This is a genomic window from Brachybacterium sp. AG952 (assembly GCF_004362645.1).
Taxonomy (GTDB): Bacteria; Actinomycetota; Actinomycetes; order Actinomycetales; family Dermabacteraceae; genus Brachybacterium; species Brachybacterium conglomeratum.
This window is the reverse complement of the sequence record NZ_SNXV01000002.1, coordinates 162500-185725: the sequence shown is the minus strand read 5'-3', so window position 1 is coordinate 185725 and position 23226 is coordinate 162500. Positions and strand designations below refer to the sequence as shown.

22 protein-coding genes, 2 tRNA genes and 1 pseudogene are annotated in these 23226 nt (G+C 73.7%); 15 read left to right on the top strand and 10 right to left on the bottom strand.

Going from position 1 to position 23226, the window contains the following annotated elements; genetic code table 11:
* Positions 1–121 precede the first annotated feature (121 nt).
* From def to DEU31_RS06280, 4 genes are all read right to left on the bottom strand, one after another.
* Positions 122–688, bottom strand: a complete 567-nt coding sequence (gene def / locus DEU31_RS06295) for a peptide deformylase (protein WP_010551269.1) — start codon at positions 686–688, stop codon at positions 122–124.
* Entirely contained in the window at positions 685–1866 is a 1182-nt protein-coding gene (locus tag DEU31_RS06290; RefSeq protein WP_133676514.1) for a YihY/virulence factor BrkB family protein, read from the bottom strand. Before DEU31_RS06290 ends, def begins: the two co-directional genes overlap by 4 nt.
* A gap of 147 nt (positions 1867–2013) precedes the next feature.
* On the bottom strand, positions 2014–4560 hold the full coding sequence (locus DEU31_RS06285; protein WP_133676513.1) for a glycosyl hydrolase family 65 protein: 2547 nt from the start codon (positions 4558–4560) through the stop codon (positions 2014–2016).
* Positions 4557–5303, bottom strand: a complete 747-nt coding sequence (locus tag DEU31_RS06280; protein WP_133676512.1) for a beta-phosphoglucomutase family hydrolase — start codon at positions 5301–5303, stop codon at positions 4557–4559. Before DEU31_RS06280 ends, DEU31_RS06285 begins: the two co-directional genes overlap by 4 nt.
* A gap of 91 nt (positions 5304–5394) precedes the next feature.
* Here DEU31_RS06280 and DEU31_RS06275 point away from each other — a divergent pair, with 91 nt between their 5' ends.
* A complete protein-coding gene (locus DEU31_RS06275) occupies positions 5395–6066 on the top strand; it encodes an SRPBCC domain-containing protein (protein ID WP_133676511.1) in 672 nt (223 codons plus the stop codon).
* Between the two features lie 70 nt (positions 6067–6136).
* Positions 6137–7450: an MFS transporter gene (locus DEU31_RS06270; protein WP_133676510.1), complete on the top strand. Its 1314-nt coding sequence runs from the start codon at positions 6137–6139 to the stop codon at positions 7448–7450.
* A 52-nt stretch (positions 7451–7502) separates the two neighbouring features.
* Here the strand turns inward: DEU31_RS06270 and DEU31_RS06265 are convergent, their stop codons facing one another.
* Positions 7503–8039: a CarD family transcriptional regulator gene (locus tag DEU31_RS06265; protein WP_010551275.1), complete on the bottom strand. Its 537-nt coding sequence runs from the start codon at positions 8037–8039 to the stop codon at positions 7503–7505.
* A 393-nt stretch (positions 8040–8432) separates the two neighbouring features.
* Between DEU31_RS06265 and DEU31_RS06260 the strand changes: the two genes are divergently transcribed.
* The 3 genes from DEU31_RS06260 to DEU31_RS06250 are packed head-to-tail and all read left to right on the top strand — an operon-like array spanning position 8433 to position 11345.
* Complete coding sequence (locus tag DEU31_RS06260; protein ID WP_133676509.1) at positions 8433–9110, top strand: ABC transporter ATP-binding protein; 678 nt, start codon at positions 8433–8435, stop codon at positions 9108–9110.
* Positions 9107–10633 (top strand): hypothetical protein, encoded by a 1527-nt coding sequence (locus tag DEU31_RS06255; RefSeq protein WP_133676508.1) that lies wholly within the window; start codon positions 9107–9109, stop codon positions 10631–10633. The genes DEU31_RS06260 and DEU31_RS06255 overlap by 4 nt, the downstream gene beginning before the upstream one ends.
* A 13-nt stretch (positions 10634–10646) precedes the next feature.
* The gene (locus DEU31_RS06250; protein ID WP_133676507.1) at positions 10647–11345 is read left to right on the top strand and encodes a class I SAM-dependent methyltransferase; all 699 of its coding nucleotides are present in this window, start codon (positions 10647–10649) and stop codon (positions 11343–11345) included.
* Positions 11346–11456: 111 nt separating this feature from the next.
* Here DEU31_RS06250 and DEU31_RS06245 read toward each other — a convergent pair whose 3' ends face one another.
* A complete protein-coding gene (locus DEU31_RS06245; protein WP_133676506.1) occupies positions 11457–12665 on the bottom strand; it encodes a PLP-dependent aminotransferase family protein in 1209 nt (402 codons plus the stop codon).
* Between the two features lie 231 nt (positions 12666–12896).
* Here DEU31_RS06245 and DEU31_RS17355 point away from each other — a divergent pair.
* The 4 genes and pseudogenes from DEU31_RS17355 to DEU31_RS06225 all read left to right on the top strand — a co-directional run.
* A pseudogene (locus DEU31_RS17355) lies at positions 12897–13415 on the top strand (methyltransferase domain-containing protein); the annotation flags it as partial.
* A 255-nt stretch (positions 13416–13670) separates the two neighbouring features.
* Entirely contained in the window at positions 13671–14129 is a 459-nt protein-coding gene (locus DEU31_RS06235; RefSeq protein ID WP_040367546.1) for a helix-turn-helix transcriptional regulator, read from the top strand.
* A gap of 10 nt (positions 14130–14139) precedes the next feature.
* Complete coding sequence (locus tag DEU31_RS06230; protein WP_133676505.1) at positions 14140–14571, top strand: VOC family protein; 432 nt, start codon at positions 14140–14142, stop codon at positions 14569–14571.
* A gap of 31 nt (positions 14572–14602) precedes the next feature.
* Entirely contained in the window at positions 14603–15058 is a 456-nt protein-coding gene (locus DEU31_RS06225; RefSeq protein ID WP_126984630.1) for a DUF1801 domain-containing protein, read from the top strand.
* A 57-nt stretch (positions 15059–15115) separates the two neighbouring features.
* On the opposite strand, the gene DEU31_RS06220 is transcribed toward DEU31_RS06225, so the two are convergent.
* Both DEU31_RS06220 and DEU31_RS06215 read right to left on the bottom strand, forming a co-directional pair.
* Entirely contained in the window at positions 15116–15913 is a 798-nt protein-coding gene (locus DEU31_RS06220) for an ABC transporter permease (protein ID WP_133676504.1), read from the bottom strand.
* On the bottom strand, positions 15910–16665 hold the full coding sequence (locus DEU31_RS06215; RefSeq protein WP_133676503.1) for an ABC transporter ATP-binding protein: 756 nt from the start codon (positions 16663–16665) through the stop codon (positions 15910–15912). Before DEU31_RS06215 ends, DEU31_RS06220 begins: the two co-directional genes overlap by 4 nt.
* Positions 16666–16784: 119 nt before the next feature.
* Here DEU31_RS06215 and DEU31_RS06210 point away from each other — a divergent pair, with 119 nt between their 5' ends.
* Positions 16785–17885 (top strand): histidine kinase, encoded by a 1101-nt coding sequence (locus DEU31_RS06210; RefSeq protein ID WP_100199741.1) that lies wholly within the window; start codon positions 16785–16787, stop codon positions 17883–17885.
* A complete protein-coding gene (locus tag DEU31_RS06205; protein ID WP_133676502.1) occupies positions 17882–18526 on the top strand; it encodes a response regulator transcription factor in 645 nt (214 codons plus the stop codon). The genes DEU31_RS06210 and DEU31_RS06205 overlap by 4 nt, the downstream gene beginning before the upstream one ends.
* A 107-nt stretch (positions 18527–18633) precedes the next feature.
* Here DEU31_RS06205 and DEU31_RS06200 read toward each other — a convergent pair.
* Positions 18634–18707, bottom strand: a tRNA-Gly gene (locus DEU31_RS06200).
* A 138-nt stretch (positions 18708–18845) separates the two neighbouring features.
* Here DEU31_RS06200 and DEU31_RS06195 point away from each other — a divergent pair.
* From DEU31_RS06195 to DEU31_RS06185, 3 genes are all read left to right on the top strand, one after another.
* Positions 18846–18919: transfer RNA gene (locus tag DEU31_RS06195), tRNA-Pro, on the top strand.
* A gap of 85 nt (positions 18920–19004) precedes the next feature.
* Positions 19005–20528 carry a trigger factor gene (tig, locus tag DEU31_RS06190; protein ID WP_133676501.1) on the top strand — a complete coding sequence of 508 codons (1524 nt, stop codon included), beginning with the start codon at positions 19005–19007 and terminating at the stop codon, positions 20526–20528.
* A 142-nt stretch (positions 20529–20670) separates the two neighbouring features.
* Complete coding sequence (locus tag DEU31_RS06185) at positions 20671–21324, top strand: dihydrofolate reductase family protein (RefSeq protein ID WP_010551288.1); 654 nt, start codon at positions 20671–20673, stop codon at positions 21322–21324.
* A gap of 58 nt (positions 21325–21382) precedes the next feature.
* Here the strand turns inward: DEU31_RS06185 and DEU31_RS06180 are convergent, their stop codons facing one another.
* Complete coding sequence (locus DEU31_RS06180) at positions 21383–22219, bottom strand: NlpC/P60 family protein (RefSeq protein WP_010551289.1); 837 nt, start codon at positions 22217–22219, stop codon at positions 21383–21385.
* Between the two features lie 399 nt (positions 22220–22618).
* On the opposite strand from DEU31_RS06180, the gene DEU31_RS06175 reads away from it, so the two are divergent.
* A complete protein-coding gene (locus DEU31_RS06175) occupies positions 22619–23194 on the top strand; it encodes an ATP-dependent Clp protease proteolytic subunit (protein ID WP_050815762.1) in 576 nt (191 codons plus the stop codon).
* The last annotated feature ends 32 nt before the right edge of the window (positions 23195–23226 follow it).

Here is a 23226-nt window from a genome sequence, read left to right as displayed (position 1 = left end):
GGTCCCTGTGCGTCGGGGCGCGGCGGGGAGCGGGTGTGACCGCCGCGACCGCCTCGTGATCGTCCCGCGATCCTCCCGGGGCGCGCCGGGGCACGCACAGCGTCGCCGCCGCGCCCGCGGCTCACACCTCCGCGGCCTCCATCTCGCTCGGGTCCCAGGTGAGGATGCCGCCCGCGCGCCAGCCCCGGTCGCGCACCGCGTCCAGCGCCTCCCGCTTCCTCGCCGGGGTGAGCCGGTCGAGATAGAGGGACCCCTCGAGATGGTCGACCTCGTGCTGGAGCGCGCGGGCGAGCACCCCGCCCTCGTCCTCCAGCACGACCTCGGCCCCGTCGAGATCCGTACCCGTCACCCGGGCGCCGCGGTGCCGTGCGGTGGGGAACCCCTCGCCCGGGACGGAGAGGCAGCCCTCGAGGGTCTCCTCGTCCAGGGTGATCCCGCCGAAGCGCTCGAGGACCGGGTTGAGCACCACGCCGCGTCGCAGCGTGTCGCTCACGTCGGGGCAGGAGTACACGAACAGCCGCCAGCGGGAGCCCACCTGCGGTGCGGCGAGGCCGACGCCGCCTGCCGCGTCCATCGTCTCGAACATGTCCGCGACGAGCGTGCGCAGCTCGTCGGTGACCTCTCGGACGCGGCGGGTGCGCTGCGAGAGCGCGCGGTGGCCGGCGATGGTGATCGGGCGGACGGTCATGCGGGGGAGCCTCCTTGGCTCGACGGGTCGGCGGAGGGCCCCGTATCGGTGCTCTCCTCGGGGAGGGGGTCGCTGGTGACCCGGTGTCGGCGCGGCGGGTTCACCGCGAGAGGGTTGGTCGACTCGACGATCCAGGCGCCCCGCTCCCGCCGCAGGGGCTCCCCGCTGCGGACGGACTCGGCGACCGCGCGGCCCAGCTCCTCCGCCTCGTCGGCGTCACGGGCGAGGAAGTCCAGGGTGTGGGTCGCATGCGGCGCGAGCTCGAGCTTGTGCCAGGCCTCCAGGCCGGTGGCGAGCTGGCGGGCGCGCAGGAACTCGGCGTCCAGCGCCGCGCCGGTGATCACCACGATGTTCGCGATCCACATCAGCAGCAGGATCGCGATCAGGCCGTTGAGGGCGGTGAGGACCTCCGCGAAGCGGGTCGCGTAGACGAGCAGCTGCCCGGCCACCAGCGCGGTCCCGAACAGGGTGAGCACGCTGAGGGTCGAGCCCAGCGTCATCAGCCGGTAGCGCGGCAGTCGCACGTTGGGGAACAGGTAGTAGGCCAGCGACACCCCGATGATCAGGATGACCAGCAGGACCGGCCACTTCACGATGTTCCAGGCATGGAAGGCGATCATGGGGATGCCGATGAACTCGCCGATGCGCTGGCTCGCCTCGCCGCCCAGGATGATCATGCCGATCGCGAGCAGCACCACCGCGGTGATGAGCACCGTCTCGCCGAACACGATCGTGCGGAACCACAGGAAGGGCCGCCCCTCGCGGGTGTCGTAGACCCTGTGCAGCGCGCGGTGGAAGGCGGCGACGCCGTTGGACGCGGAGACCAGCGAGCCGAGCGTGCCCAGCAGCAGGCCCAGCAGGCCGCCGCCGGTGCTGGAGACGGTCTGGATCGCCCCGAGGTACGGGCGCGGATCCAAGGTCGGGAAGATCTCCGTGATCAGCCCGGAGAGCGCGGAGAGCGTCTCCGCTTCGATCCCGATCAGCGACATCATCGACACGACGGCTACCGCGCCCGGGAACAGCGACAGCAGCAGGTAGAAGGTCATCGTCCCGGCCACGTCCCACACCTGGATGTCCAGCAGCCGCATCCGCACCCGGTTCAGGACGTGCAGGATGCTCAGCCGGGGTCGGACGAGCTCGACCTGCGGCCGTGGCCGACGCGGACGGGAGGTGGTCACCGTGGAGCTGCTCCGGAGGGGTGTCGGGTCCCGGACCGGAGGTCGGGACGGAGGGACGGGGGCCGTGCGGGCGCTGTGGAGCCTAGTCCACCGCACCGCAGGGCCCCGCCCTCGTGGACGCGCCGGTCAGCCTCCGTCGCTGAACTCTCAGCCCTCGTCGACGATGTCGTCGGGGTCGGAGGCGACCGGGTACTCCCATGGGTCCTCGGGATCGCCCGGCACGAAGGAGGTCATGATCGAGCCGTCCGCGCGGGCATCGCCCAGGCCGACGGGCCTGGACAGCACCGCATCGTCCAGCAGCGGGCCCTGGTCCGCGAGCGGCACGGAGACGCCCTCGGCGGTCACCCGCACGCTCTCGCCGCGCACGGAGACCTCGATCTCCTCGCCGGTCTCGAGCGTGAAGGAGATCTCCTCGCGCACCAGGCGCACCCGGAAGCGGGAGCCGCGCACCGTCAGGGGGAAGGAGAGTTCGGGCCACTGCGCCGGCAGCCGCGGGTCGAAGCTGATCCGGCCCTCGTCGTGGCGCATCCCGCCGAAGCCGTGCACGAGCGCGTTCCACACCCCGCCCGCCGAGGCGATGTGCACTCCGTCGGAGGTGTTGCCGTGGAGGTTCCCGAGGTCCACGAAGAGCCCGGCCCGGAAGTAGTCCAGCGCCGCCTCCTGATGGCCCACCTCGGCGGCCATGATCGACTGGACCACGGCGGAGAGCGAGGAGTCCCCGGTGGTGATCGGGTCGTAGTACTCGAAGTCGGCGCGCTTCTCCTCCGCGGTGAACTCGCTGCCGCGCAGGAACTGGGCCAGCACCACATCGGCCTGCTTGAGCACCTGGAAGCGGTAGATCACCAGCGGGTGGAAGTTCAGCAGCAGCGGGAACGCCTCCTCCGGAGTGTTCGCCACGTCCCAGATCTCCCGCTCCAGGAAGCGGTCCTCCTGGAGGTGGATGCCGAGGGAGTCGTCCTTCGCCACGAACATGCCGTCCGCGCAGGCCACCCACTGGTCCAGCTCCATCTCGTCCAGCTCGAGCTCGACGCGCAGCGCCTCGTAGGCGGCCTCGTCGGCCGCGCGCAGGTCCCGCACGGCGCGGGCCGCGCGGCGCAGGTTGTAGCGCGCCATCACGTTCGTGAACAGGTTGTTGTTCACGACCGTCGTGTACTCGTCCGGACCGGTCACGCCGTTGATGTGGAAGCTCGAGACGCCCGCGGCGGTGACCCGCCAGAACCCGAGGTCCGCCCACATCCGGGCGGTCTCCACCAGCACCTGCACCCCGTCGCGGCGCTCGAAGTCGACGTCGCCGGTCACATCCGCGTACTGGCAGAAGGCGTAGGAGACGTCGGCGTCGATGTGGTACTGCGCGGTGCCGGCCGCGTAGTAGGCGGAGGCCTCGTCGCCGTTGATCGTGCGCCAGGGGAACAGGGCCCCGCGCTGGTTCAGCTCCCGTGCCCGCTCGCGCGCCTTGGGCAGCATGGTCGTGCGGAAGCGCAGCGCGTTGCGGGCCCAGCGCGGCTGGGTGAAGGTGAGGAAGGGGACGACGTAGATCTCGCTGTCCCAGAAGTAGTGGCCCTCGTAGCCCGAGCCGGTCACGCCCTTGGCGGGGATTCCCCACTGGTCGGAGCGGGCCGTGGCCTGGGCGAGCTGGAACAGGCACCAGCGCGTCGCCTGCTGCGCCTCGGGCTGGCCCGGCAGCTGCACGTCCGAGCTCTGCCAGAAGTCCGCGAGGTACTCCCGCTGCGCCGCGAGATGCGCCTCGAAGCCGTCACGACGCACCCGGTCCAGGGTGCGGCGGCAGCGGTCGAAGAGCTCGCGATGGGGCACCGAGCGCGAGGAGTGGTAGGCCACCGACTTGCGCACCGTCAGCACCGAGCCCTCCTCGAGATGGGCGCGGGTGACCTGTCGGCCGAAGTCGGCCGAGGTGTCCATGAGGTGCTCGGTCTCGGCGTCGGACTCGATCACGTGGTCCGCGCCGACGGCGAGGGTCATGCCCGAGCGCGCCACCCGGTAGCCCAGCAGCATCCGCCGCTCGCTGTGCCAGTCCTGCATCGGCTCGAGCACCCGGTGGGTGAAGGCGGTGGTCTGGCGCGGATCGGCCTTGTCGGTGACGGGGCCGCCGTCCACGCCCTTGCCGAAGTCGTCGCGGAAGTCCTGCCGGTTCACGATCTGGGAGGAGATCGCGATCGGGGCGGAGCCCTCCAGCATCTCCACCCGCATCGTCATCAGCGCGAGGTGGCGCTGGGAGAAGGAGATCATCCGCGCGGTGGAGACCTTCACCCGCTTCCCGGCGGGGGTGCGCCAGATCAGCTCGCGCCGCAGCACGCCCTCGCGGAAGTCGATCCAGCGCTCGTACTCCTCGAGGTCCGCGATCGACAGCAGCAGCGGCTCGTCGTCCACGTACAGCTTGAGCGTGGAGGAGTCCGGCACCGAGATCATCGTCTGCCCTGTGCGGGCGAAGCCGAAGGCGGACTCGGCGTGGTTGATGTCCCAGGTCTCGTGGAAGCCGTTGAGGAAGGCGCCGTGGCTGTGCGCGTCCCGGCCCTCCTCGGGCGTGCCGCGCATGCCGAGATAGCCGTTCGCGGTCGCGAACAGAGTCTCCATCAGGCCCAGGTCCCCGTCCGGCCGTGACTCGACCAGGCGCCATTCGTCGACCGGCAGGCGGGTGCGGTCCACGGGGTCCTCGGGCAGCGAGCGCAGACGGGTCATGCCAGCTCCTCCAGATCGGCGACGACGAGGGTGGCTCCGGCGGCGGTCAGCTCCTCGCGGCCCGCTCCGCGGTCCACGCCGACGACGGCGCCGAAGCGCCCCGCCGCGCCGGCGGCGACGCCGGAGACCGCGTCCTCGTAGACCACCGCGTCGGCGGGCTCGACGCCCAGCAGAGCGGCGGCGCGGAGGAAGGTGTCCGGGGCGGGCTTGCCCGGCAGGCCCTCGCGGGTGGCCACGTTCCCGTCGACCACGTGCTCGAAGCGCTCCCGGAGCCCGGCCGAGCGCAGCACCTCCTCCGCGTTGCGGGAGGAGGAGACGATCGCCAGGCGCGCCCCGTCGCCGAGCGAGTCCAGATAGGCGACGGTGCCCGGATAGGGCGCCACGCCGTCGCGGCGCAGCAGCTCGAGCACGAGCTCGTTCTTGCGGTTGCCGAGGCCGCGCACGGTCTCCGCCCCGGCGCTCTGCTCGCCGGGGTCGGAGTCCTCGCCCTCGGGCAGCTCGAGGCCACGGGAGGCGAGGACCGCACGGACGCCGTCGTAGCGGGGGCGGCCGTCGACGTGCTCGAAGTAGTCCGCCTCCGTGTACGGCGCCTCGACGCCGCGGGAGGAGAGGAACTCCTCGAACATCGTCGCCCAGGCGCGCATGTGCACCTCGGCCGTCGGGGTCACGACCCCGTCGAGATCGAAGAGATGAGCCGTGAGATCTGCTGGTCGGAAGGTTCGCGCTGAAGTCACATCGGCAATGCTACGGGCCTTGGCTGTGGGCTACGCTTCGGGGGTCCGTGCCCGCGCCCGTGCGCCGGCCCGGAACGGCTCGAGACCTTCCGAGGAGACGATGACTGCCACCGAGTCGCTGCCCGCCCTGGAGGCGGTGCGGCGCGAGCTCGAGATCGACGAGCAGGCCCCCGGCGGCCACCCGCAGGTGCGGGCGGTGCTCACCCTCACCACCAACCTGGACCTGGCCCCGGCGCAGCTGTGGCCCCTGCTGACCCGCCCCGAGGAGCTCAAGGCCTGGTACGGCCCCGTCCGGGGCGAGCTGCACGAGGGCGGGCGCTTCACCGCGCCGCACGGCGCGAGCGGGACCGTGCTCGAGGTCGAGGAGCCCCACCGCCTCTCCCTGCTGTGGGAGCAGATCGGCGAGGAGGACCCGCTCCAGATCCGGCTGGACCCGGAGGACGACGGCACGACGCTGCTGCGGCTGCGCCACACCGTCCTCGTGCCCCGCGAGCGCTTCGACCGGGGCGGCCCGGGCGAGGTGGCGCTCGGCTGGGAGCTCGCGCTGCTCGCGCTCGTCGCGCACACCGACGGCTGGCGCCACGGCTGCCTCGCCGAGGCGCCCGTCCCCACCCGCGAGTGGATGCGGGGCGAGGAGGCGCGTCGCTACCTGCGCGCCTGGTCCGTGCGCTGGGCCGCCGAGGCGGTCGCGGCCGGGGTGGACGAGGGCGTCGCACGACGCGTCGAGGCGGAGGCGCTCCGCTCCCGCCTGGCCTCCCCGCAGGAGGCCTGAGCGGGCGGGACGGCGTCCGCTCCCCGGGAGGTCTTTGCCCCGGCTCATGAACCGGTGCCACACTCGGGCGGTGACCACCCCTGTCCCCGGCCCCGCCTCGAGGGACGGGCGCTCACCCGCGTCGGTGCTGCGCGGGCTGGTCCCCTCGGTCTACGCGCCTAGCCTGCTGGAGTTCGTGGGCCTGGCCGCGCTGATGCCGGTGATCCCCCTGCTGGCGCGCGACCTCGGCTTCAGCGTCCCGCAGGCCGCGGCGCTGTCGACCATCTTCGGCCTCACCTCCTTCCTCGGCCCGATCCCCGCCGGACGCCTCATCTCCCGGATCGGGGCGCGCGCGGCGCTGGTGATCACGGGCTGTCTGCTCGTGGTCTCCAACGTCCTGGCCTTCGTGCTGATCGCGCCAGCGCTCGGCGGCGGGGGCGATCTCGAGCACCGGATCATGCTGGTGGTCCTGCTGCTGGTGATGGCCGCGAGCACCCAGGTGTGGCAGCTGGGACGGCAGGCGTATCTCGGCACCGCCCTGCCCGCGACGATGCGGGCGCGCGGCATGACCCTCTTCGGCGGGGTGATCCGGGTGGGGGAGGTGATCGGGCCGCTGCTCGGCGCGGTCGTGATGGCGGCCGGATCGATGGCCTGGGTGTTCCTGCTCTTCGCGCTCACCGCCGCGGCCGGCACCGTGATGGTGGCCGTGTTCCTCCCGCCGGGGGAGGCGCGGGCCGACGGCGCGACGGGCCGACGGGGCCGCGCCCCGCGCACCACGGCTCGCGTCGCGCTGGACCGGGCGGTGCTGCGGCGGATGGTGGCCGTCGGCGTCGGGATCGCGCCGGTGATGATGGCGCGGGTGAACCGGCCCGTGATCGTCCCGCTGCTGGGCGATGCGCTGGGCCTGGACCCGGTGTGGATCTCGGTGGTCTTCGGTATCTCCGCGGCGCTGGAGATCCTGCTGGTGATCCCGGCGGGGACGCTCATGGACAGGTACGGCCGCTCCGCGGTCGCGGTGCCCTGCGCGCTCGTGATGGGGGCGGGGTTCCTCCTGCTGGCGCTGCTCGGCACCGTCTGGGCGGGCGGGAGCGGCACTGCCGCGGTGCTGGCGCTGCTCCTGCCCAGCCTGCTGATCGGACTCGGCAACGGGCTCGGCTCCGGGATCGTGATGACCCTCGGGATCGACGTCTCCCCGGTCCACGGGCGCACCCGCTACCTCTCCTGGTGGAACACGATGCTCGGCGCCGGGCGGCTCTCCGCCCCGCTGCTGGTCACCGCGATCACCCTGCTCGCCCCCGTCGCCGTCGCGGGCGCCGCCACCGGGGCGCTCTGCGTCGCGGGCGGGATGTGGCTCTCACGCACGCTGCCCCGCGTCACACCCTCCGGGGGGACCCGGGGGCGCTGACACGGGGCAGCGGGGCGGTGCGGCGGCTCGGGGAGAGCGCCGGGAGCGGCGGTCAGGCCGCGGCGTCGACCAGCGCGTTCTCGGCGGTGCTCTGCAACAGCTCCGCGGCCTGCTCGCGGGGCACGGAGCGGGCGATCGCGATCTCCGACGCCAGCGGGTCGATGGCCTGCTTGAGCAGGTTCCGCTCCGCGAGGGAGGACGGGGTGCCGCCGGAGTCGCGCACGATCGAGCGGATGACCTCGATGCGGTCGGTGAGACGGCCGGACTGGAGCTGCATCTGCAGGGACTTGATGCGGTGGGCCCAGGACGCCTTCTTCGCCGGGGGCTCGATGGGCTCGCCGAGCTGGGCGATCAGCTCGTCGATCTCCTTCGTCCCGAGCACCGGGCGCAGACCGACGACGTCCTTGCCGTCGGCGGGCACGGAGATCTGCATCTCGTCGCCGATGACCTCCAGGTCCACGTACTCGCGCTGCTCGCCCCGGACGGTGCGGGTCAGGGTCGAGACGATGCGCACCGGACCGTGGACGGGGTGCGTGAGCACCTTGCCGACCTTCGACGCGGTGGAGTCGGACGCAGTGGCAACGGACAAGGGGGTTCCTCCTCGGTGGACCTGTGCGCCGCCGGTACCGCGGCCCTGGTGGGGTCGAGGCGGCCGTCCTCGACCTCTGCCCGGCCCTGCGGGACCGGTCCATGAGGGGGACGAGGGCGGCTCGAGCCCCGCTCGACCTGCAGGAACAGGGTGGCGAGGCCTACGACAGCGCCTCACTATGGTCTCACGGATCTGACAATTAATCCAGGCCCTGACGTTTCCGTGTGGGTCACATCCGGGCCGGGTCGCTCCGGTCGGACGGCCGCGATCGCACGGCCGCGATCGGACGGCGGCGGGCTTGCGGCTCCGGACGGGACGCTCCTCCCCGGAGTCGCGACGGAGTGCCGACGATCGTCGGGGTCGGGTGGCGGGACGATGCGGTGGAATGGGGCCATGCCGGTCCCTCCCTCGACGACCCCGCCGCCCTCGACCTCGCCGGAGGTCGTGGCCTTCGAGGGGATCGGCGTGCTGCGGGAGGAGAGCGTGCTGCTGCTTGAGGCGAGCGGCCGCGTCGCCGCAGGCGAGGTCCTGGCCGTCACCGGCCCCAACGGCAGCGGCAAGACGACCCTGCTGCGGGTCCTCGCCGGCCTCCTCGCACCGACGGCCGGACGGGTGCGCGTGGCGGGCAGGCGCCCCGACGACCGCGACCGCGTCTTCCGCGAGGCGCTCGCGGCGCTCATCGGACCGGCGCAGACCGCCCGGGACCTCACCGTCCTCGAGCATCTCCAGTTCGTGGGGGCGACCTGGGGGAGCGATGCCTCGGCCGCCCGTGCGCTGGGCCGAGATCTCCTCGAGGAGCTGCGGATCCTCCCGCTCGCGGACCGATTCCCCCACGAGCTCTCCAGCGGCCAGTCCCAGCTGGTCTCCCTCGCACTCGCCCTCGCCCGCCCCAGCGCCGTGCTGGTCCTGGACGAGCCCGAACAGCGCCTGGACCCCGACCGGCTCGATCTGGTGATCGACGCGCTGCGCGCCAGGGCCCGGGCCGGCACCGCGATCGTGCTCGCGAGCCACAGCCCGCGCCTGGTCGAGCAGCTCGCCGACGGCCGGCTCGCGCTCGAGGAGCCGTGGTGAGCGCCTCCCTCGGCCCCGTCCGCGAGGTGTGGGCGCAGCGGTCCCGCGCCCGCACCCGCGGCGACCTGCTCTATCTGCTCTACGTCGTCGCGATGGGAGCCGTCGTGCTCGGGCTGCCGGCGCTGCTGTCGGCGGGCCGGGCGCTGGCACGAGGGGACGTTCTCGCCCTCCTGCTGAGCGCAGGGGCGCCGCCCACGGCGATCGCGCTGTCCCTCGCCGTCGCCGCGGGCCTCGTCGGCCTCGGCGCGGTGCGGGGCCCCGCCCTGCTCCCGCCCTTCTTCACCGCGACCCTGGCCGGTGGCCCGCTCCCACGCGGCCGGGTGCTGCGACGCCCCTTCGCACGAGCGCTGCTGCTGCCGCTGCTTGCCGGCGCGCTGCCCGCCGTGCTGGTGGCGGCGACGCTGATGGCGGCAGGCCGGACGGGGCCCGGCACGGCGGCGCTCCTGGCGCTCGCCGGGGTCGGGCTGGGGCTGCTGTGGGGAGGTGCCTGGTCCGCGGGACAGCTGCTGCGGCCGACGCCCCGGCGCCTCCTGATCCTCCTGGTCGGGCTCGGAGCGGCGATCGCGGCGGCGCCCCCGCTGATGGCCGTCCGGGAGCTCGCCCGCGGCATGTGGTCCCAGAGCGTCGCGCCGTCGGACGGACAGGTCGCGGCCTGGGCGGTGGGCCTCGTCGCGGCGGGAGCGGCCGGCGTCGCGCTGTGCACGGCCCTGCTCGGTCGGCTGCGGGGGACCGAGCTGGCCGCGCAGGCGACGCGCTGGGAGGCCGCGACCACCAGTGCGACGGCGACGGACCTCGCCGGGGCGGCCGGCGCCTTCCGCGCCCTGCCCGCGGCGGGCCGCCGGCTGCGGGCGATCGGCGGGGGCCCGACGGTGCTGCTGTACGCGCGACGGGACGCGGTCGCCTGGCTGCGCACGCCCGACCGGTGCGCGGGCGGCGCGCTCGCGGTGCTGCTCGGCGCCGTCGCCCTGGGCGGGGCGCCGCTGCTGCCGGGGCCTGCGGCCTGGACGGCGCTGCTGCTGGGCGCCCTCGCGCTGCGGACCGGGGCGGGAGCCTTCGTCGACGGGATCCGTCACGGGGTGCACACCCTCGGCGCCCCGCCCCTGCTCGGTCAGCGCGCGGGGACGCAGCTGCTGCTCCACGCCGCCGCGCCCGGGCTGCTCCTGGTGACGCTCGGCGCGCTCGGCGGGACGCTCGTCGCGGTCGTCGGCGGCGGGGCGGGGAGCGGTCCCGTGATGCTGCCCGTCGCCGTGGCCGCCACGGTCCTCGCCGCACGGGCCTGGGAGGCGGCGAAGGGCACCATGCCGCTCGCGCTCGCCACCCCGATCCCGACCCCTCAGGGGGACCTGTCGGTGCTGGTCGTGCTGGCCTGGCAGGCCGACGCCGTCGTCGTGCCGCTGCTGGGCGCCGCGGCGCTGCTGCTCGTGCTCCCCTCCGGCCCCGGGGCCGTGCTCCTCACCGCGGCCGCGCTCGTCGGCCTGCTCGTGCTGCTGACCCGACGACGCCTGCGGGAGCTGCAGGCATGAGAGGAGGCGAGAGGTGGACATCCGCACGACGCCGAACCCCGTGATCCGCTGGGCGGAACGGGTTCTGCACCGCCTGAACGCGCGCCATCCCTGGGACCACAACGCCCATTTCCACCGCTGGGTGCTGCGCTCGCTGCCGCCGGGGGCGGCGCGGGTCCTCGACGTCGGCTGCGGACGCGGCGACCTCGTGCGCGCCCTCGCCGGGCGCGTCGCGCAGGTCGACGGCATCGACCCCGACCCCCGGATGGCGCTCGTCGCCGCCGAGCGGTGCCGTGACCTCGACGGCGTCACGATCCGCCGGCGCGGACTCGCGGCGCATGCCGAGACACTGCGGGCCGAGGGGACAGGAGGGCACTACGACGCGCTGACCATGATCGCCTCCCTCCACCACATGGAGCTCGAGCCGGCCCTCGCCCAGGCCCGCGACCTGCTGCGTCCCGGCGGGCGTCTGCTCGTGGTCACCCTCACCGTGCCCCGCACGCGCCTCGGCCTGCTGTGGGACATCGGCGATGCGCTGTCTAACCCGCTGATCGGGCTCGTGAAGCATCCGCGCCCCGTGCGGGATCCCGTTTCGGGGCCGAGCATCCCGGTCCGGGACCTGGCATGGTCGCACGAGGAGCTGTGCGAGCGGTCCCGGGAGATCCTGCCCGGGGCCGTGCTGCACCGGCGCGAGGGCTTCCGCTCGACGCTGCGGTGGCAGAAGCCGATCTGATGCCTCTGCCCTGTCGCCGCGCCCGCCGAGCCGGGGCGCGGTGCGCCGCGACACCGCGCGTCGGAGGACGGGCCGTCGGGTGTCGGCCCAGGTGCCGGCCCGGGCGCCGGCTCAGGCGCGGTGCGCGGCGATGACCTCGCCGAGGCGGGCGACGGCGTCCTCGATCACGGCGGGGGAGTGGGTGACGAAGCTGAGCCGCATCGTGGAGCGGTCCGCATGGTCGGCGTAGAAGGACCAGCCGGGCAGATAGGCGACCCCGGCCTCGACGGCGTCGGCGAGCATCTCCTGCGCGTCGTAGCCCTCGCCGAGCGCGGCCCACAGGAACATCCCGCCCTCGGGACGGGTCACGTGCGCTTCGTCCGGCAGAACCGGGGCGATCGCCGCGGACATCGCGTCGCGCCGCTCGCGGTAGACGGCGCTGACCCGGGCGACGTGGGCGTCGAGGTCCACGGTCTCGAGATAGCGGGCGACCATCAGCTGGTCCACCACGGAGGACTGCATCGAGATCGCGGCCTTCGCCACGGCGAGGGTGTCCAGCACCGGGCCCTCCGCGCGCATCCAGCCGATGCGCACGCCGGGGCTCATCAGCTTGCTCATCGAGTTCAGCAGGATCGTCCGCTCGCCCATGCCGGGCAGCGCCGCGATCGGCGCCCAGGTGCTGCCGGTGAAGCTCAGGGCGCCGTAGGGATCGTCCTCGATCAGCGGCACGTCCGTGCGCTGCAGCACCTCGGCGACAGCCTGGCGCCGCTCGAGCGGCATCGTGCGCCCGGTCGGGTTCTGGAACGTGGGGATCAGGTAGACCATTCGCGGGTGGTGGGTGCGGATCGCCTCCTCGAGCGGCTCGGGGATCACGCCGTCGTCGTCGGTGTCCACCCCGATCATCCGCGCGCCGTGCACCGAGAAGGCCTGGACCGCGGCGAGATAGGTCGGGGACTCCACCAGCACCACGTCGCCCGGCTCGAGCAGGGCCTGGGCGACGACGAACAGCCCCTCCTGGGAGCCGGACGTGATGCGGATCTGCGAGGCGTCGGTGGGGAGGTCGCGCGAGACGCGGCGCGCGGCCTGCTCGCGCAGCTCGAGCTCGCCCTCGCTGACCCCGTACTGCAGCGCGCGATGACCCTGCTGGGAGAGCACCCAGTCGTAGCAGGCGGTGACCTCCTCGAGCGCGAACAGCTCCGGGTCCGGGATGCCGCCGGCGAAGGAGACCACGTCCTCGCGGGCGGCGAGGGCGAAGATGTCCTTGAGCGGGGAGGACTCCATCCCCGCGTAGCGCGCGGCGACGGGGAAGCGGAACGGCGCGGAGCTCGGGGGCGTGGTCATCTCCCCATCGTGTCACGCAGGCCGCACGGGAGCGGGCAGCGTCGCCGTGAGATCCGCCCGGTCCCGCGGCCGGCGTCCGTGGTGGGGTCCGTGGTGGGGACTGCGCCGGGCCGCGCCGGACGGTGACGGGGTCGTCGGTCTGCGACGACGGCGACCGTCCCGCGCCCGTCGGCCCGAGCCCGCCCGCCCGCGCCCCTGGCCACGCCGCGCCGCGGCGAGGACACTGGGGGGATGGATCCGGGCGGTCAGGGCACGACGACGACGCGGCTGCGCAGCGCGGGCAGCGTCTTCGCCGAGGAGGAGGCCGAGGTGCTGTGTGCGGCCGCCCGCGACGGCGCCGAGCTCGAGGCGATGACCCGTCGGCGCGAGGCGGGGGAGTTCCTCGAGCACGTGGTGGGGCGGGTCGAGGTGATGGGGGAGCAGCTCGCGGTCGCGCCCGGGGTGTTCGTGCCGCGACGGCGCACGGCCCTGCTGATCGCCGAGGCGGTGCGGGAGGCACGCGCCCGGCGCGCGCCTCGGGTGCTCGAGATGTGCGCGGGCGCCGCGCCCGTCGCCGCGCTCGTGGCTCGGCGCGTGCCCGGAGCGCGCGTCCACGCCGCCGACGTCGACGCCGCGGCGCTCGCCGTGGCCCGGGAGAATCTGCCGCCGGGCGCCGGCCTCCACCACGGCGACGGCTGGGCGGCGCTCCCACCGGGCGAGCGCTTCGACGTGATCGCCGCGGTCCCGCCCTACGTGCCGCGGGAGAGCCTCGCCCTGATGCCCCGGGAAGTGCGCGAGCACGAGCCGCTCCTGGCGCTGCTCGGCGGGGAGGACGGGCTCGACCACGTGTGCACGCTGCTCGACGGGGCGGCCGACCACCTCGCCCCCGGCGGCGTGCTGCTCCTCGAGCTGCATCGCGGCCAGTGCCGCGCCGCGGCCGCGGCCGCCCGCGCCACCGGGCGGCTCGGGGCGGTGGACCAGGTGCTCGGCGAGGACGGCAGCACCGCCGTGCTGCGCGTGCGGGCGCTGCCCGACGGCCCCGCCCCCTCCTCCGCCGCGACGCGGGAGACGCCCTCCGACCTCGTGCTGCTGCGACGGGTCCGCGACCGGATGGACCGCGAGCACGACCGCCCGCTGGACGTCGAGGCGCTCGCCGCCGGGGTGCATCTCTCCGCCGGCCACCTCAGCCGCCGATTCCGGGAGGAGTTCGGGGAGTCGCCCTACTCCTATCTCATGACCCGCCGCATCGAACGGGCGATGACGCTGCTGCGCAGCACCGACCGCAGCGTCACCGACATCTGCCTGGACGTCGGCTTCAGCTCGCTCGGCACGTTCAGCACCCGCTTCAAGGAGCTCGTGGGCGTGCCGCCGAGCACCTACCGCGGCGAGGGCGCCGAGGTGCTCGAGGGGATGCCGCCCTGCATCGCCCGACGGGTCTCCAGACCGGTCAGGAATCGAGAAGCGCCCGGCACCTCCGCGTCATAGCGTTCTGCCCATGACCACAACGCCCAGGCCCGCCCTCGCCATCCACTCCAGCTTCCTGCCCCACACCGACCCCGAGGCATCACTCGCCTTCTACCGCGACATGCTCGGCTTCGAGGTGCGCCTCGACGTCGGCGGCGGCCCGATGCGCTGGATCACCGTGGGCCCGGTCGGCCAGCCCGACACCGCCTTCGTGCTCCACCCCCTGCTGGAGGGGAACGGGATCACCGCGGAGGAGCACGCCGCGCTGCGCTCCGTGATCGCCAAGGGCGCCTACTTCGGCGCGAACCTCGCCGCGACCGACCTCGACGCGACCTACGCCGCGCTCGAGGCCGCCGGGGCCGAGATCGTCCAGGAGCCCGTCGACCAGGACTACGGGATCCGCGACTGCGCCGTGCGCGACCCCGCCGGGAACCTCATCCGCATCCAGCAGACCGCCGACTGAACGACCCGAGCCCGACCCCAGGAGGACCACCATGGGCAGAGACGCCGACGACACCCCCGGCACCTTCAGCGCCGCCGAGAAGGAGGCGATGCGCGCCCGCGCCGAGGAGATCCGCGCCGAGAAGGCCCAGGGCCGCGGCGCGAAGAAGCGCGAGAGCGACCGCACGAAGCTCGAGGAGCTGATCGCCGGCCTGCCCGAAGGGGACCGCCGCGACGCGCAGCGCGTCCACGAGATCGTCTCCCTCGTCGCCCCGCAGCTCGATCCCCGCACCTGGTACGGCATGCCCGCCTGGGCCCTCGACGGCGAGGTGCTGTGCTTCTTCACCCCGTCCTCGAAGTTCGACGAGCGCTACTCCAGCTTCGGCTTCAACGCCGCCGCCCGCCTCGACGAGGGCAGCATGTGGCCGACGGCCTTCGCGGTCGCGGAGGTGGACGACGCCGCCGCCGAGCGGATCGCACAGCTCGTCACGCGCGCCCTCGGCGACTGACCGACGGGGCCCGGCACGACGGCGGCGACGCCCCGTGCCGGGCCCCGCGGTGCCGCCTCACTCCCAGCGGAACAGCGCCCCGGCCACGACCGTCCCGACCACCACGGCGCCGACGAGCGCGGCCAGGGCCTGGCCGGGAAGGGGCTGGCCCGCCCATGCCGCCGCGAGCGCGTCCACCCCCGCGCCGAAGGGGAGCAGCGCGCCGATCTCGGCGAGCGGCCCCGGCAGCGAGTCGCGCCCTCCGAACATGCCGCCGAGCGCGCCGAGACCCAGGAAGCCGAGCAGCCCGATGGCGGTCCCGGCGCTCGGGGACGGGGCGACGGCGGCGACGATCATCCCGGTCGCGTACATCGCGGCGGCGGTGAGGGCCAGGGCGAGCAGCGCCGACCCCAGGTGCAGCGGGGGATTCGCGCCGAAGGCGAGGGCCGCCACGGCGGCGGCGACGAGGATCCCGAGCGCCGCCTGCACCGCCGAGACGATCGTCTGGGCGAGCAGCACCAGCACGGGGGAGGCCGGGGTCACCGCGAGGCGGCGCAGGATCCCGGACTTGCGGTAGTAGGCCAGGAAGCTCGGCATGTTCAGCACGCCCACGAACGCCAGCACCATCACCAGCACGAGCGGCAGCACGTACAGGTCCAGCACGGTGCGGCCGGCGACGATCTCCTGGCGGCTCGCGCCCGCGGCGCTCGTGAGCAGGATCAGCAGCGGGAGGGCGAAGGGCGTGACCAGTCCCGCCACGTCGCGGGCGACCATCCTCCCCTCGGCGCGGACCATCATCATGAGCGCCCGCGCGCCGGGTCGTCGGGGGCGCGGCGCGGGTGCGGCGGGGGAGGCGGTGTCCTGGGCGGCGGTCATCGGAGGGTCTCCTGTGCGTGGGGCGTGCTCCCGGTCAGGTCGACGAAGGCGTCCTCGAGGGACGCGGCGCCTGCGGCGGCGGTGACCTCTGCGGGCGTGCCCGCGGCGATCTCCCGTCCTGCCCGGAGCAGCACGATCCGGTCGCACAGGCGCTCCACCTCGTCCATCGCATGGCTGACCAGGAGGATGGTCGTGCCCTCGGCGCGGAGCGTCTCGAGGGTGCGCCACATGCGCCTGCGCGCCGCCGGGTCGAGGCCCGTGGTGAGCTCGTCGAGGATCAGCACGCGGGGCCGGCCGATCATCGCCAGCGCCACCGAGACCCGCTGCTGCTGGCCTCCGGAGAGGCGCTCGAAGCGGGTCGCCGCCTGCTCGCGCAGCTCCACCAGGTCCAGCAGCTCCTCGCGGGGGCGCGGGCAGGGGTAGAAGCTGCCGTACAGGTCCACGAGCTCGCCGACGGTGAGGGCGCCGTGGAGGAAGCTCTCCTGGAGCTGGACCCCGAGCACCTGCCGCAGGGCGGCGCGGTCGCGCACCGGGTCCAGGCCGAGCACGGAGATCCGTCCGGAGTCCGCACGGCGCAGTCCGGCGACCAGCTCGACCGTCGTGGTCTTCCCCGCGCCGTTCGCGCCGAGGACGCCGAGGGTCTCTCCTCGCGCGACCTCCAGGTCGAGCCCGTCCACGGCGGGGCGCCCGCGATAGCTCTTGCGCAGCCCGACGATCCGCACCGCCGGGTCCTGCCTGCTGTGTCCGTCCATGCCTCGACGCTAGGGAGGGGGCCGTGCGCGGCGCCGGTGCCGCCGGTCACCGGCTCGAGGTCCGCGGACCATGACGATCGGCACGGGCGGTCCCCGAGCCGCCGCCCTACGCTGGGGCCATGCCGTGGTTGAGGACGGAGGGCTGGGCCGGGGCGGTGATGCTGGTGGTCGCCGTCGGCGTCTCCCTGCCCGCGCTGCTGGGGGCGATCGAGTCCGCGCTTCCCCGCCCGGTGTGGTTCCTGCTCCTGGTGGCGTACCTGCTGGGCTTCGGAGCCATGGGGGTCGTCGGCCGGCCGTGGTGGGAGCGCGCCTCGCTCGCGGTCGCGGTGCTGTGCTCCTGGGCGCTGATCCTCTCGACGGCCGGAGGCGGACTGATCCAGGTGCTCGTGGTGCTCACGGCCGCCGCGAGCGTGTACGTCGTCCCGGCGCCGGCCACCGCCGTGATCATCCTGCTGAACACGGGGGTGGTCGCGGCCTCGGTCCAGCTCGCCCACGGCGACACGATCGAGACGCTGATCCTCTCGTCGTTCTATCTGCTGATCCAGGTCGCGAGCGCCTTCAGCACCGCGACCCTGCTGCGCGAGGTGCGGATGCGCACGGAGCTCGCCCGCGCCCACGTCGAGCTGCGCGCGGCGGCCGTCCTGCTGGAGCAGTCGGCACGGACCGCGGAGCGGCTGCGGATCTCCCGTGAGCTGCACGACCTCATCGGGCACCAGCTCACGGTCCTCACTCTCAGCCTCGAGGCCGCCCGCCACCTCGAGGGCGAGGAGTCCGCCCGCCAGGTCGAGCGCGCCGACCGGGTGGCCCGGGAGCTGCTGGGTGATGTGCGCGCGACGGTGGGGGAGATGCGGGAGCGGTCCACGGAGCTCGGCGCCGCCCTGCGCGGGATGGTCGAGGGGCTGCCCGGGCTGGACGTCGTGATCGAGACCGATCCCGGGCTGAGACTCGGGGAGAGCGAGCAGATCGCACTCATCCGCCTCGCCCAGGAGACGGTGACCAACACGCTGCGCCATGCCGAGGCCACGCGGCTGCGGATCGAGGTGAGCGCCCAGGACGGCGACATCGTGCTGCTCGCCCGCGACGACGGCGCCGGGGCCGGGGAGCTGGCGCTCGGGAACGGGCTCCGGGGACTGCGCGAGCGCTTCGAGCAGCTCGGCGGGGAGATCACCATCGACCCGGGGCCCGGCTTCATGGTGCGCGGACGGCTGGCGGGCTCATGACGCGGGTGATCGTCGCCGACGACCAGGCCCTCGTGCGCGAGGGGATCCGGACCCTGCTCGAGGTCGCCGGCATCGAGGTGGTCGCGGAGGCCGAGGACGGTGCGCAGGCGGTCGCGGTGATCGAGGAGCACGCGCCCGAGGTCGCGCTCATGGACCTGCGCATGCCGCGCCACGACGGCATCTGGGCGCTCGAGCAGCTGCGCGAGCAGGGCAGCGCGGTGCCGGTGCCGGTGCTGACCACCTTCGACGACGACCAGCTGGTGCTGCGCGCCCTGCGGGCGGGGGCACGCGGCTACCTGCTCAAGGACGTCACCATCGCGCGGCTCGCCCATGCGGTCGGCGTCCTCGCCGACGGCGGCACGCTCATGTCCCCCTCGGTCACCGACTCGCTGCTGCGCGCCCTCCGCGACGGGACGGCCGAGCGCGAGGTGCAGGAGGCGCCGCTCCAGGCGCTCACCGTGCGGGAGATCGAGGTGCTGCGGCTCGTGGCGGAGGGCTGCAGCAACCGGGAGATCGCCGAGGTGCTGCATCTCGCCGAGGGCACCGTGAAGAACCACCTCTCGGTGATCCTGCAGAAGACCGGCTCCCGGGACCGCACCAGCGCGGTGCTCCGGGCGCTGCGCGAGGGGCTGCTGGGATGAGCAGGGCGGCACGACGGGAGCGGGCAGGGGCGCGGTGAGCGGGCGGGCACGAGCCCGGACGAGACCGGGCCGCATCCCCCTGAGCAGGGAGGATGCGGCCCGGATGCTGGAGCGGGCGACGGGAATCGAACCCGCGTAATCAGTTTGGAAGACTGAGGCTCTACCATTGAGCTACGCCCGCATGCGGCCCCCATTGAACCAGATCAGAGCCGTCCGAGCACATCCGGCGTGGCCGGGACGACATGCATCTGCTCACAGGGCCCCGGGCGCTCCCCGCCGCCGCACGGGCGGAACGGGTAATATCCCCTGGGTTGCCCTCCGGGGTGTAGCTCAGCTTGGTAGAGCACCCGCTTTGGGAGCGGGAAGTCGCAGGTTCAAATCCTGTCACCCCGACTCCGCCGCCGGGTCGCCGCCGCGCGAGCTCCGGGGCGCCACCAGAAACGTCCATCCGATGTCCATCTACAGGGAGACCTGACCAGTGAAGACCGAGTCCGAGAAGCTCAGCCCCACCCGGGTGAAGCTCACCGTCGAGGTGCCCTTCGACGAGCTCAAGCCCGCCGTCGAGGCGGCCACCACGAAGATCGCCGATCAGGTGCAGATCCCCGGCTTCCGCAAGGGCAAGGTCCCCTCCAAGCTCGTCGAGCAGCGCTTCGGCCGCCCCGCGATCATGCAGGAGGCCGTCAACGACGCCCTGCCCGACTTCTACCAGCAGGCCGCGGCCGAGGCGGAGCTCAAGCCCGTCGGCCGCCCCGAGGTCGAGGTCACCGAGGTGCCGGGCCTGGACGGCTCCGAGGAGGGCAACCTGCTCTTCACCGTCGAGCAGGACGTCCGCCCCGAGATCGAGCTGCCCGACTTCGCCTCCTACGAGGTCGAGATCGAGGAGCCCGAGGTCGACGCCGACGCCGTCCAGGTGCGCCTGGACGAGCTGCGCGAGCGCTTCGGCACCCTCGTGGGCGTGGACCGCCCGGCCGAGGACGGCGACTTCGTCTCCGTCGACATGATCGCCACCATCGACGACGAGGAGATCGAGTCCGTCGAGGGCGTCTCCTACCGCATCGGCGAGGGCAACATGCTCGAGGGCCTCGACGAGGCGCTCATCGGCCTGTCCGCCGAGGAGTCCACCACCTTCGTCTCGAAGCTCGCCGGCGGCGACCGCGCGGGCGAGGAGGCGCAGGTCAAGGTCACCGCTCAGTCCGTGAAGGTGCGTGAGCTGCCCGAGGCCGACGACGAGTTCGCCGAGATGGCCTCCGAGTTCGACACCATCGACGAGCTCAAGGAGGACCTGAAGGTCCAGGCCGAGAAGGACGCCGAGGGCAACCGCGTGGCGCTCGCCCGCAACGCCCTGCTCGAGAAGCTCCTCGAGGAGCTCGAGATCCCCGTGCCCGAGCAGCTGGTCGAGGACGAGATCCTCTCCCACCTGCAGAACGAGGGCAAGGAGGCCGGCGACCCGCACGGCGAGGAGATCCGCGAGGACACCGAGAAGGCGATCCGCGCCCAGTTCGTGCTCGACGAGATCAACGGCACCCGCCAGGTCGACGTCGACCAGAACGACCTCATGAGCTACATGACGCAGCTCTCCGCGCAGTACGGCATCGAGTCGAACCAGCTGCTGCAGATGCTCGCCCAGTCCGGCCAGCTCGAGCAGATCTTCGCCGAGGTGCAGCGCTCCAAGGCGCTCGACGTGGTCCTCGCCGACGTCACCGTCAAGAACGCGAAGGGCGACGTGCTCGACCTCGGCCTGAAGGCCGAGGAGGCCGACGACGCCGAGCAGGCCGAGGACGCCGAGGAGAAGCCCGCCGCGAAGAAGGCCCCGGCGAAGAAGGCCGCGGCCAAGAAGGCTCCGGCCAAGAAGGCCGCTGCCGCCGACGAGTCCGCCGAGGACGCGGAGGCCGAGAAGCCCGCCGCGAAGAAGGCTCCGGCCAAGAAGGCCCCCGCCAAGAAGCCGGCCGCCAAGAAGGCGTCGGCGAAGGACGAGGCCGCCGCGGACGAGTCCGCCGAATGACCCTCCGCCGCTGACGGGGTCACGCCCCGCGCGGCAGATCGAACGGGCCGTCACCCCTTCCGGGGGTGGCGGCCCGTCGGCGTCGGTGGGAGACTGCCCGTCCCGGCGAGCACCGGGGACCGCCGACGCCCGGGAGCGACCCATGGCACCGCACCGACCCGACCGTCCCGACGACCCCGCCGCGGCCACGGCCGGCACGCAGGCCCCGCAGGGCAGGGTCACCTGGGGGTTCACCGCCTCGCTCGACGGCTTCATCACGGGGCCCGAGCACGACATGGCCTGGCTCGAGGCCTGCCCGCCCATGGACGGCGAGGTCGTGGCGCGGCTCGCCGAACCCGTCGGCGTGATCATCTCCGGCCGGCGCGGCTACGACGCCGCGGTCGCGCAGGCGGCCGAGCGCGGCGAGCTGACCTCCGAGTCCTACGGCGGGGCCTGGGACGGGGTCGAGATCGTGCTGACCCATCGGCCCGAGGAGCTCGCCGGCGATCCCTCGGTGACCGCCCTGGACGTCGACGTGGCCGAGGCGATCCGTCGCGCCCACGAGCTCGCGGACGGCAAGGACGTGCAGATCATCAGCGCCGACATCGCCCGCCAGGCCCTCGAGCTCGACCTCGTCGACGAGCTGCAGATCTTCTCCGCGCCGGTGATGCTCGGCGACGGGACGCGCGCCTTCTCGGTGCCCGGCGGGCGGCGGATCGACTGGGAGCTGGTCGGGCCGATCCCCGGCGCGGAGGCCGGATTCGGCCACCGCTACCGTCCCCGCAGGACGGCGGGGACCGGCGCAGGGGCCGGATGAACGGGCACGGCCCGGCTCCCGCGAGGGGAGCCGGGCCGTGGGCCGAGGAGCCGGTGGCTCAGCGGTAGGTGACGAAGCCGATCGGGTTGCCCCAGATGGAGCGCTCGACGACGCGCTGCTTCGAGCCGGAGGCGTCGATGATCTGGCCGTTGCCGGCGTAGATCGCGACGTGGCCGGACCAGGCGACGATGTCGCCGGGCTGGGCCTGCGACTGGGAGATCCAGCGGCCGCCGTTGGCGATCTGGCCGGAGGTGCGCGGCAGCGAGATGCCGGCGGCCTTGTAGGCGTAGTTCACGAGGCCCGAGCAGTCCATGCCGCCGAGGGAGGAGCCGCCCCAGGAGTAGGGGGTGCCCACGGCGGAGCGGGCCGCGTTCACGATGGTGCTGGAGGAGCCGGAGGAGGAGCTCGAAGCGCTCGAGGAGGGGGCGGAGGCGCCGCCTGTGGAGACGCCGCCGTTGAGGGCGGCGCGGGTCTTCGGGCCGACGACCCCGTCGACCTGGAGGCCCTTGGAGGACTGGTAGTCCTTGACCGCCGCGTGGGTGCGCTTGCCGAACACGCCGTCGACCGCGAGGCCCGCGCCGTTCGAGTTCAGCGCCGACTGCAGCTCCTGCACGGCGCCGCCGCGGGAGCCCCAGCGGAGCTTCTGGGTGGAGTTCAGAGCGGCCGACGGGGCGACCGAGGGGGCCGCGTCGGCCGTGGCCGGAGCGGCGGCGGCCGGAGCGGCCGGGGCGCTCGGGGCGGCGGGCGCGGCCTGGGCCGAGGCGCCGGTGAAGGCGGTGCCGAGGACCACGGTGCCGAGGACGGCGGCGCCGCCGAGCCCGCGGGCCGCGGTGCCGGCCTGGCGGGTGGGGAGCTGGGCGCGGCCGGGGAGACGGTGGGAGTTGTGCTGAGCCATGATGAGCGGGAGTTCCTTCCGATCCCGACCGGGGGTCGGGGGCATTCCTGCGGGATGTCGCGACCTCTGGGGTCGGGGTGGTGACTTCAAGGTAAGAGCGATCCGGGGCCCATCTGAAGGCGCTTGGCAGACCCGGATAACGCTCTTTGTCTGTTTTTTACAGATCGGCAGGAAGTCGTGACCGACTCTCGCCCCACCTTGACGAACCCGGGGGCGGGGCGCCACAGGGGCTGCGGCGCCGCGCCAGTGCGCCTGCGGCGAACAGGGCCCGTCACCCTCCCGCCCAGCGCCTAGAGTCGACGCATCGACGATTCCCGCGATCAAGGAGCCCCCGTGACCTCTCAGACCCCGCAGAGCAGCCAGCCCTCCGCGCCCCGTGACGCGGCCGGCGATTCCCCGATGGGCCTCGACGACAACGTCTACCAGCGCCTTCTGCGCGAGCGCATCGTGTGGCTCGGCTCGGAGGTCCGCGACGAGAACGCCAACGCGATCTGCGCCAAGATCCTGCTGCTGGCCGCCGAGGACCCGGACAAGGACATCTACCTCTACATCAACAGCCCCGGCGGCTCGATCACCGCGGGCATGGCCATCTACGACACGATGAAGTTCGTCAAGCCGGACATCGTGACCGTCGGCATGGGCATGGCGGCGTCGATGGGGCAGTTCCTGCTGTCCTCCGGCACCAAGGGCAAGCGCTACGCGACCCCGCACACCCGCGTGCTCATGCACCAGCCGCTCGGCGGCCTCGGCGGCACCGCCACCGACATCCGCATCCAGGCCGACCTCATCCTCTCGATGAAGAACCAGCTCGCCGAGCTGATCGCCGAGCAGACCGGCAAGAGCGTCGAGCAGATCCACGCCGACTCCGACCGCGACCACTGGTTCACGGCGGCGGAGGCGCTGGAGTACGGCTTCATCGACAAGATCGTCGCCGGCTCCGGCGACGTCACGGGCGGCGGCGGCACCGACAGCTGATCGCCCCCTCCAGAACCTTCCGACACCTTCGA

What these genes read in the sequence shown, in the direction of transcription:
- DEU31_RS06245 (WP_133676506.1), bottom strand. Translation starts at nt 12,665, where the DNA reads ATGACCACGCCCCCGAGCTCCGCGCCGTTCCGCTTCCCCGTCGCCGCG.
- DEU31_RS06185 (WP_010551288.1), top strand. Translation starts at nt 20,671, where the DNA reads ATGGCACCGCACCGACCCGACCGTCCCGACGACCCCGCCGCGGCCACG.
- def (WP_010551269.1), bottom strand. Translation starts at nt 688, where the DNA reads ATGACCGTCCGCCCGATCACCATCGCCGGCCACCGCGCGCTCTCGCAG.
- DEU31_RS06175 (WP_050815762.1), top strand. Translation starts at nt 22,619, where the DNA reads ATGGGCCTCGACGACAACGTCTACCAGCGCCTTCTGCGCGAGCGCATC.
- DEU31_RS06220 (WP_133676504.1), bottom strand. Translation starts at nt 15,913, where the DNA reads ATGACCGCCGCCCAGGACACCGCCTCCCCCGCCGCACCCGCGCCGCGC.
- DEU31_RS06215 (WP_133676503.1), bottom strand. Translation starts at nt 16,665, where the DNA reads ATGGACGGACACAGCAGGCAGGACCCGGCGGTGCGGATCGTCGGGCTG.
- DEU31_RS06225 (WP_126984630.1), top strand. Translation starts at nt 14,603, where the DNA reads ATGGGCAGAGACGCCGACGACACCCCCGGCACCTTCAGCGCCGCCGAG.
- DEU31_RS06230 (WP_133676505.1), top strand. Translation starts at nt 14,140, where the DNA reads ATGACCACAACGCCCAGGCCCGCCCTCGCCATCCACTCCAGCTTCCTG.
- DEU31_RS06210 (WP_100199741.1), top strand. Translation starts at nt 16,785, where the DNA reads ATGCCGTGGTTGAGGACGGAGGGCTGGGCCGGGGCGGTGATGCTGGTG.
- DEU31_RS06205 (WP_133676502.1), top strand. Translation starts at nt 17,882, where the DNA reads ATGACGCGGGTGATCGTCGCCGACGACCAGGCCCTCGTGCGCGAGGGG.
- DEU31_RS06180 (WP_010551289.1), bottom strand. Translation starts at nt 22,219, where the DNA reads ATGGCTCAGCACAACTCCCACCGTCTCCCCGGCCGCGCCCAGCTCCCC.
- DEU31_RS06260 (WP_133676509.1), top strand. Translation starts at nt 8,433, where the DNA reads ATGCCGGTCCCTCCCTCGACGACCCCGCCGCCCTCGACCTCGCCGGAG.
- DEU31_RS06285 (WP_133676513.1), bottom strand. Translation starts at nt 4,560, where the DNA reads ATGACCCGTCTGCGCTCGCTGCCCGAGGACCCCGTGGACCGCACCCGC.
- DEU31_RS06275 (WP_133676511.1), top strand. Translation starts at nt 5,395, where the DNA reads ATGACTGCCACCGAGTCGCTGCCCGCCCTGGAGGCGGTGCGGCGCGAG.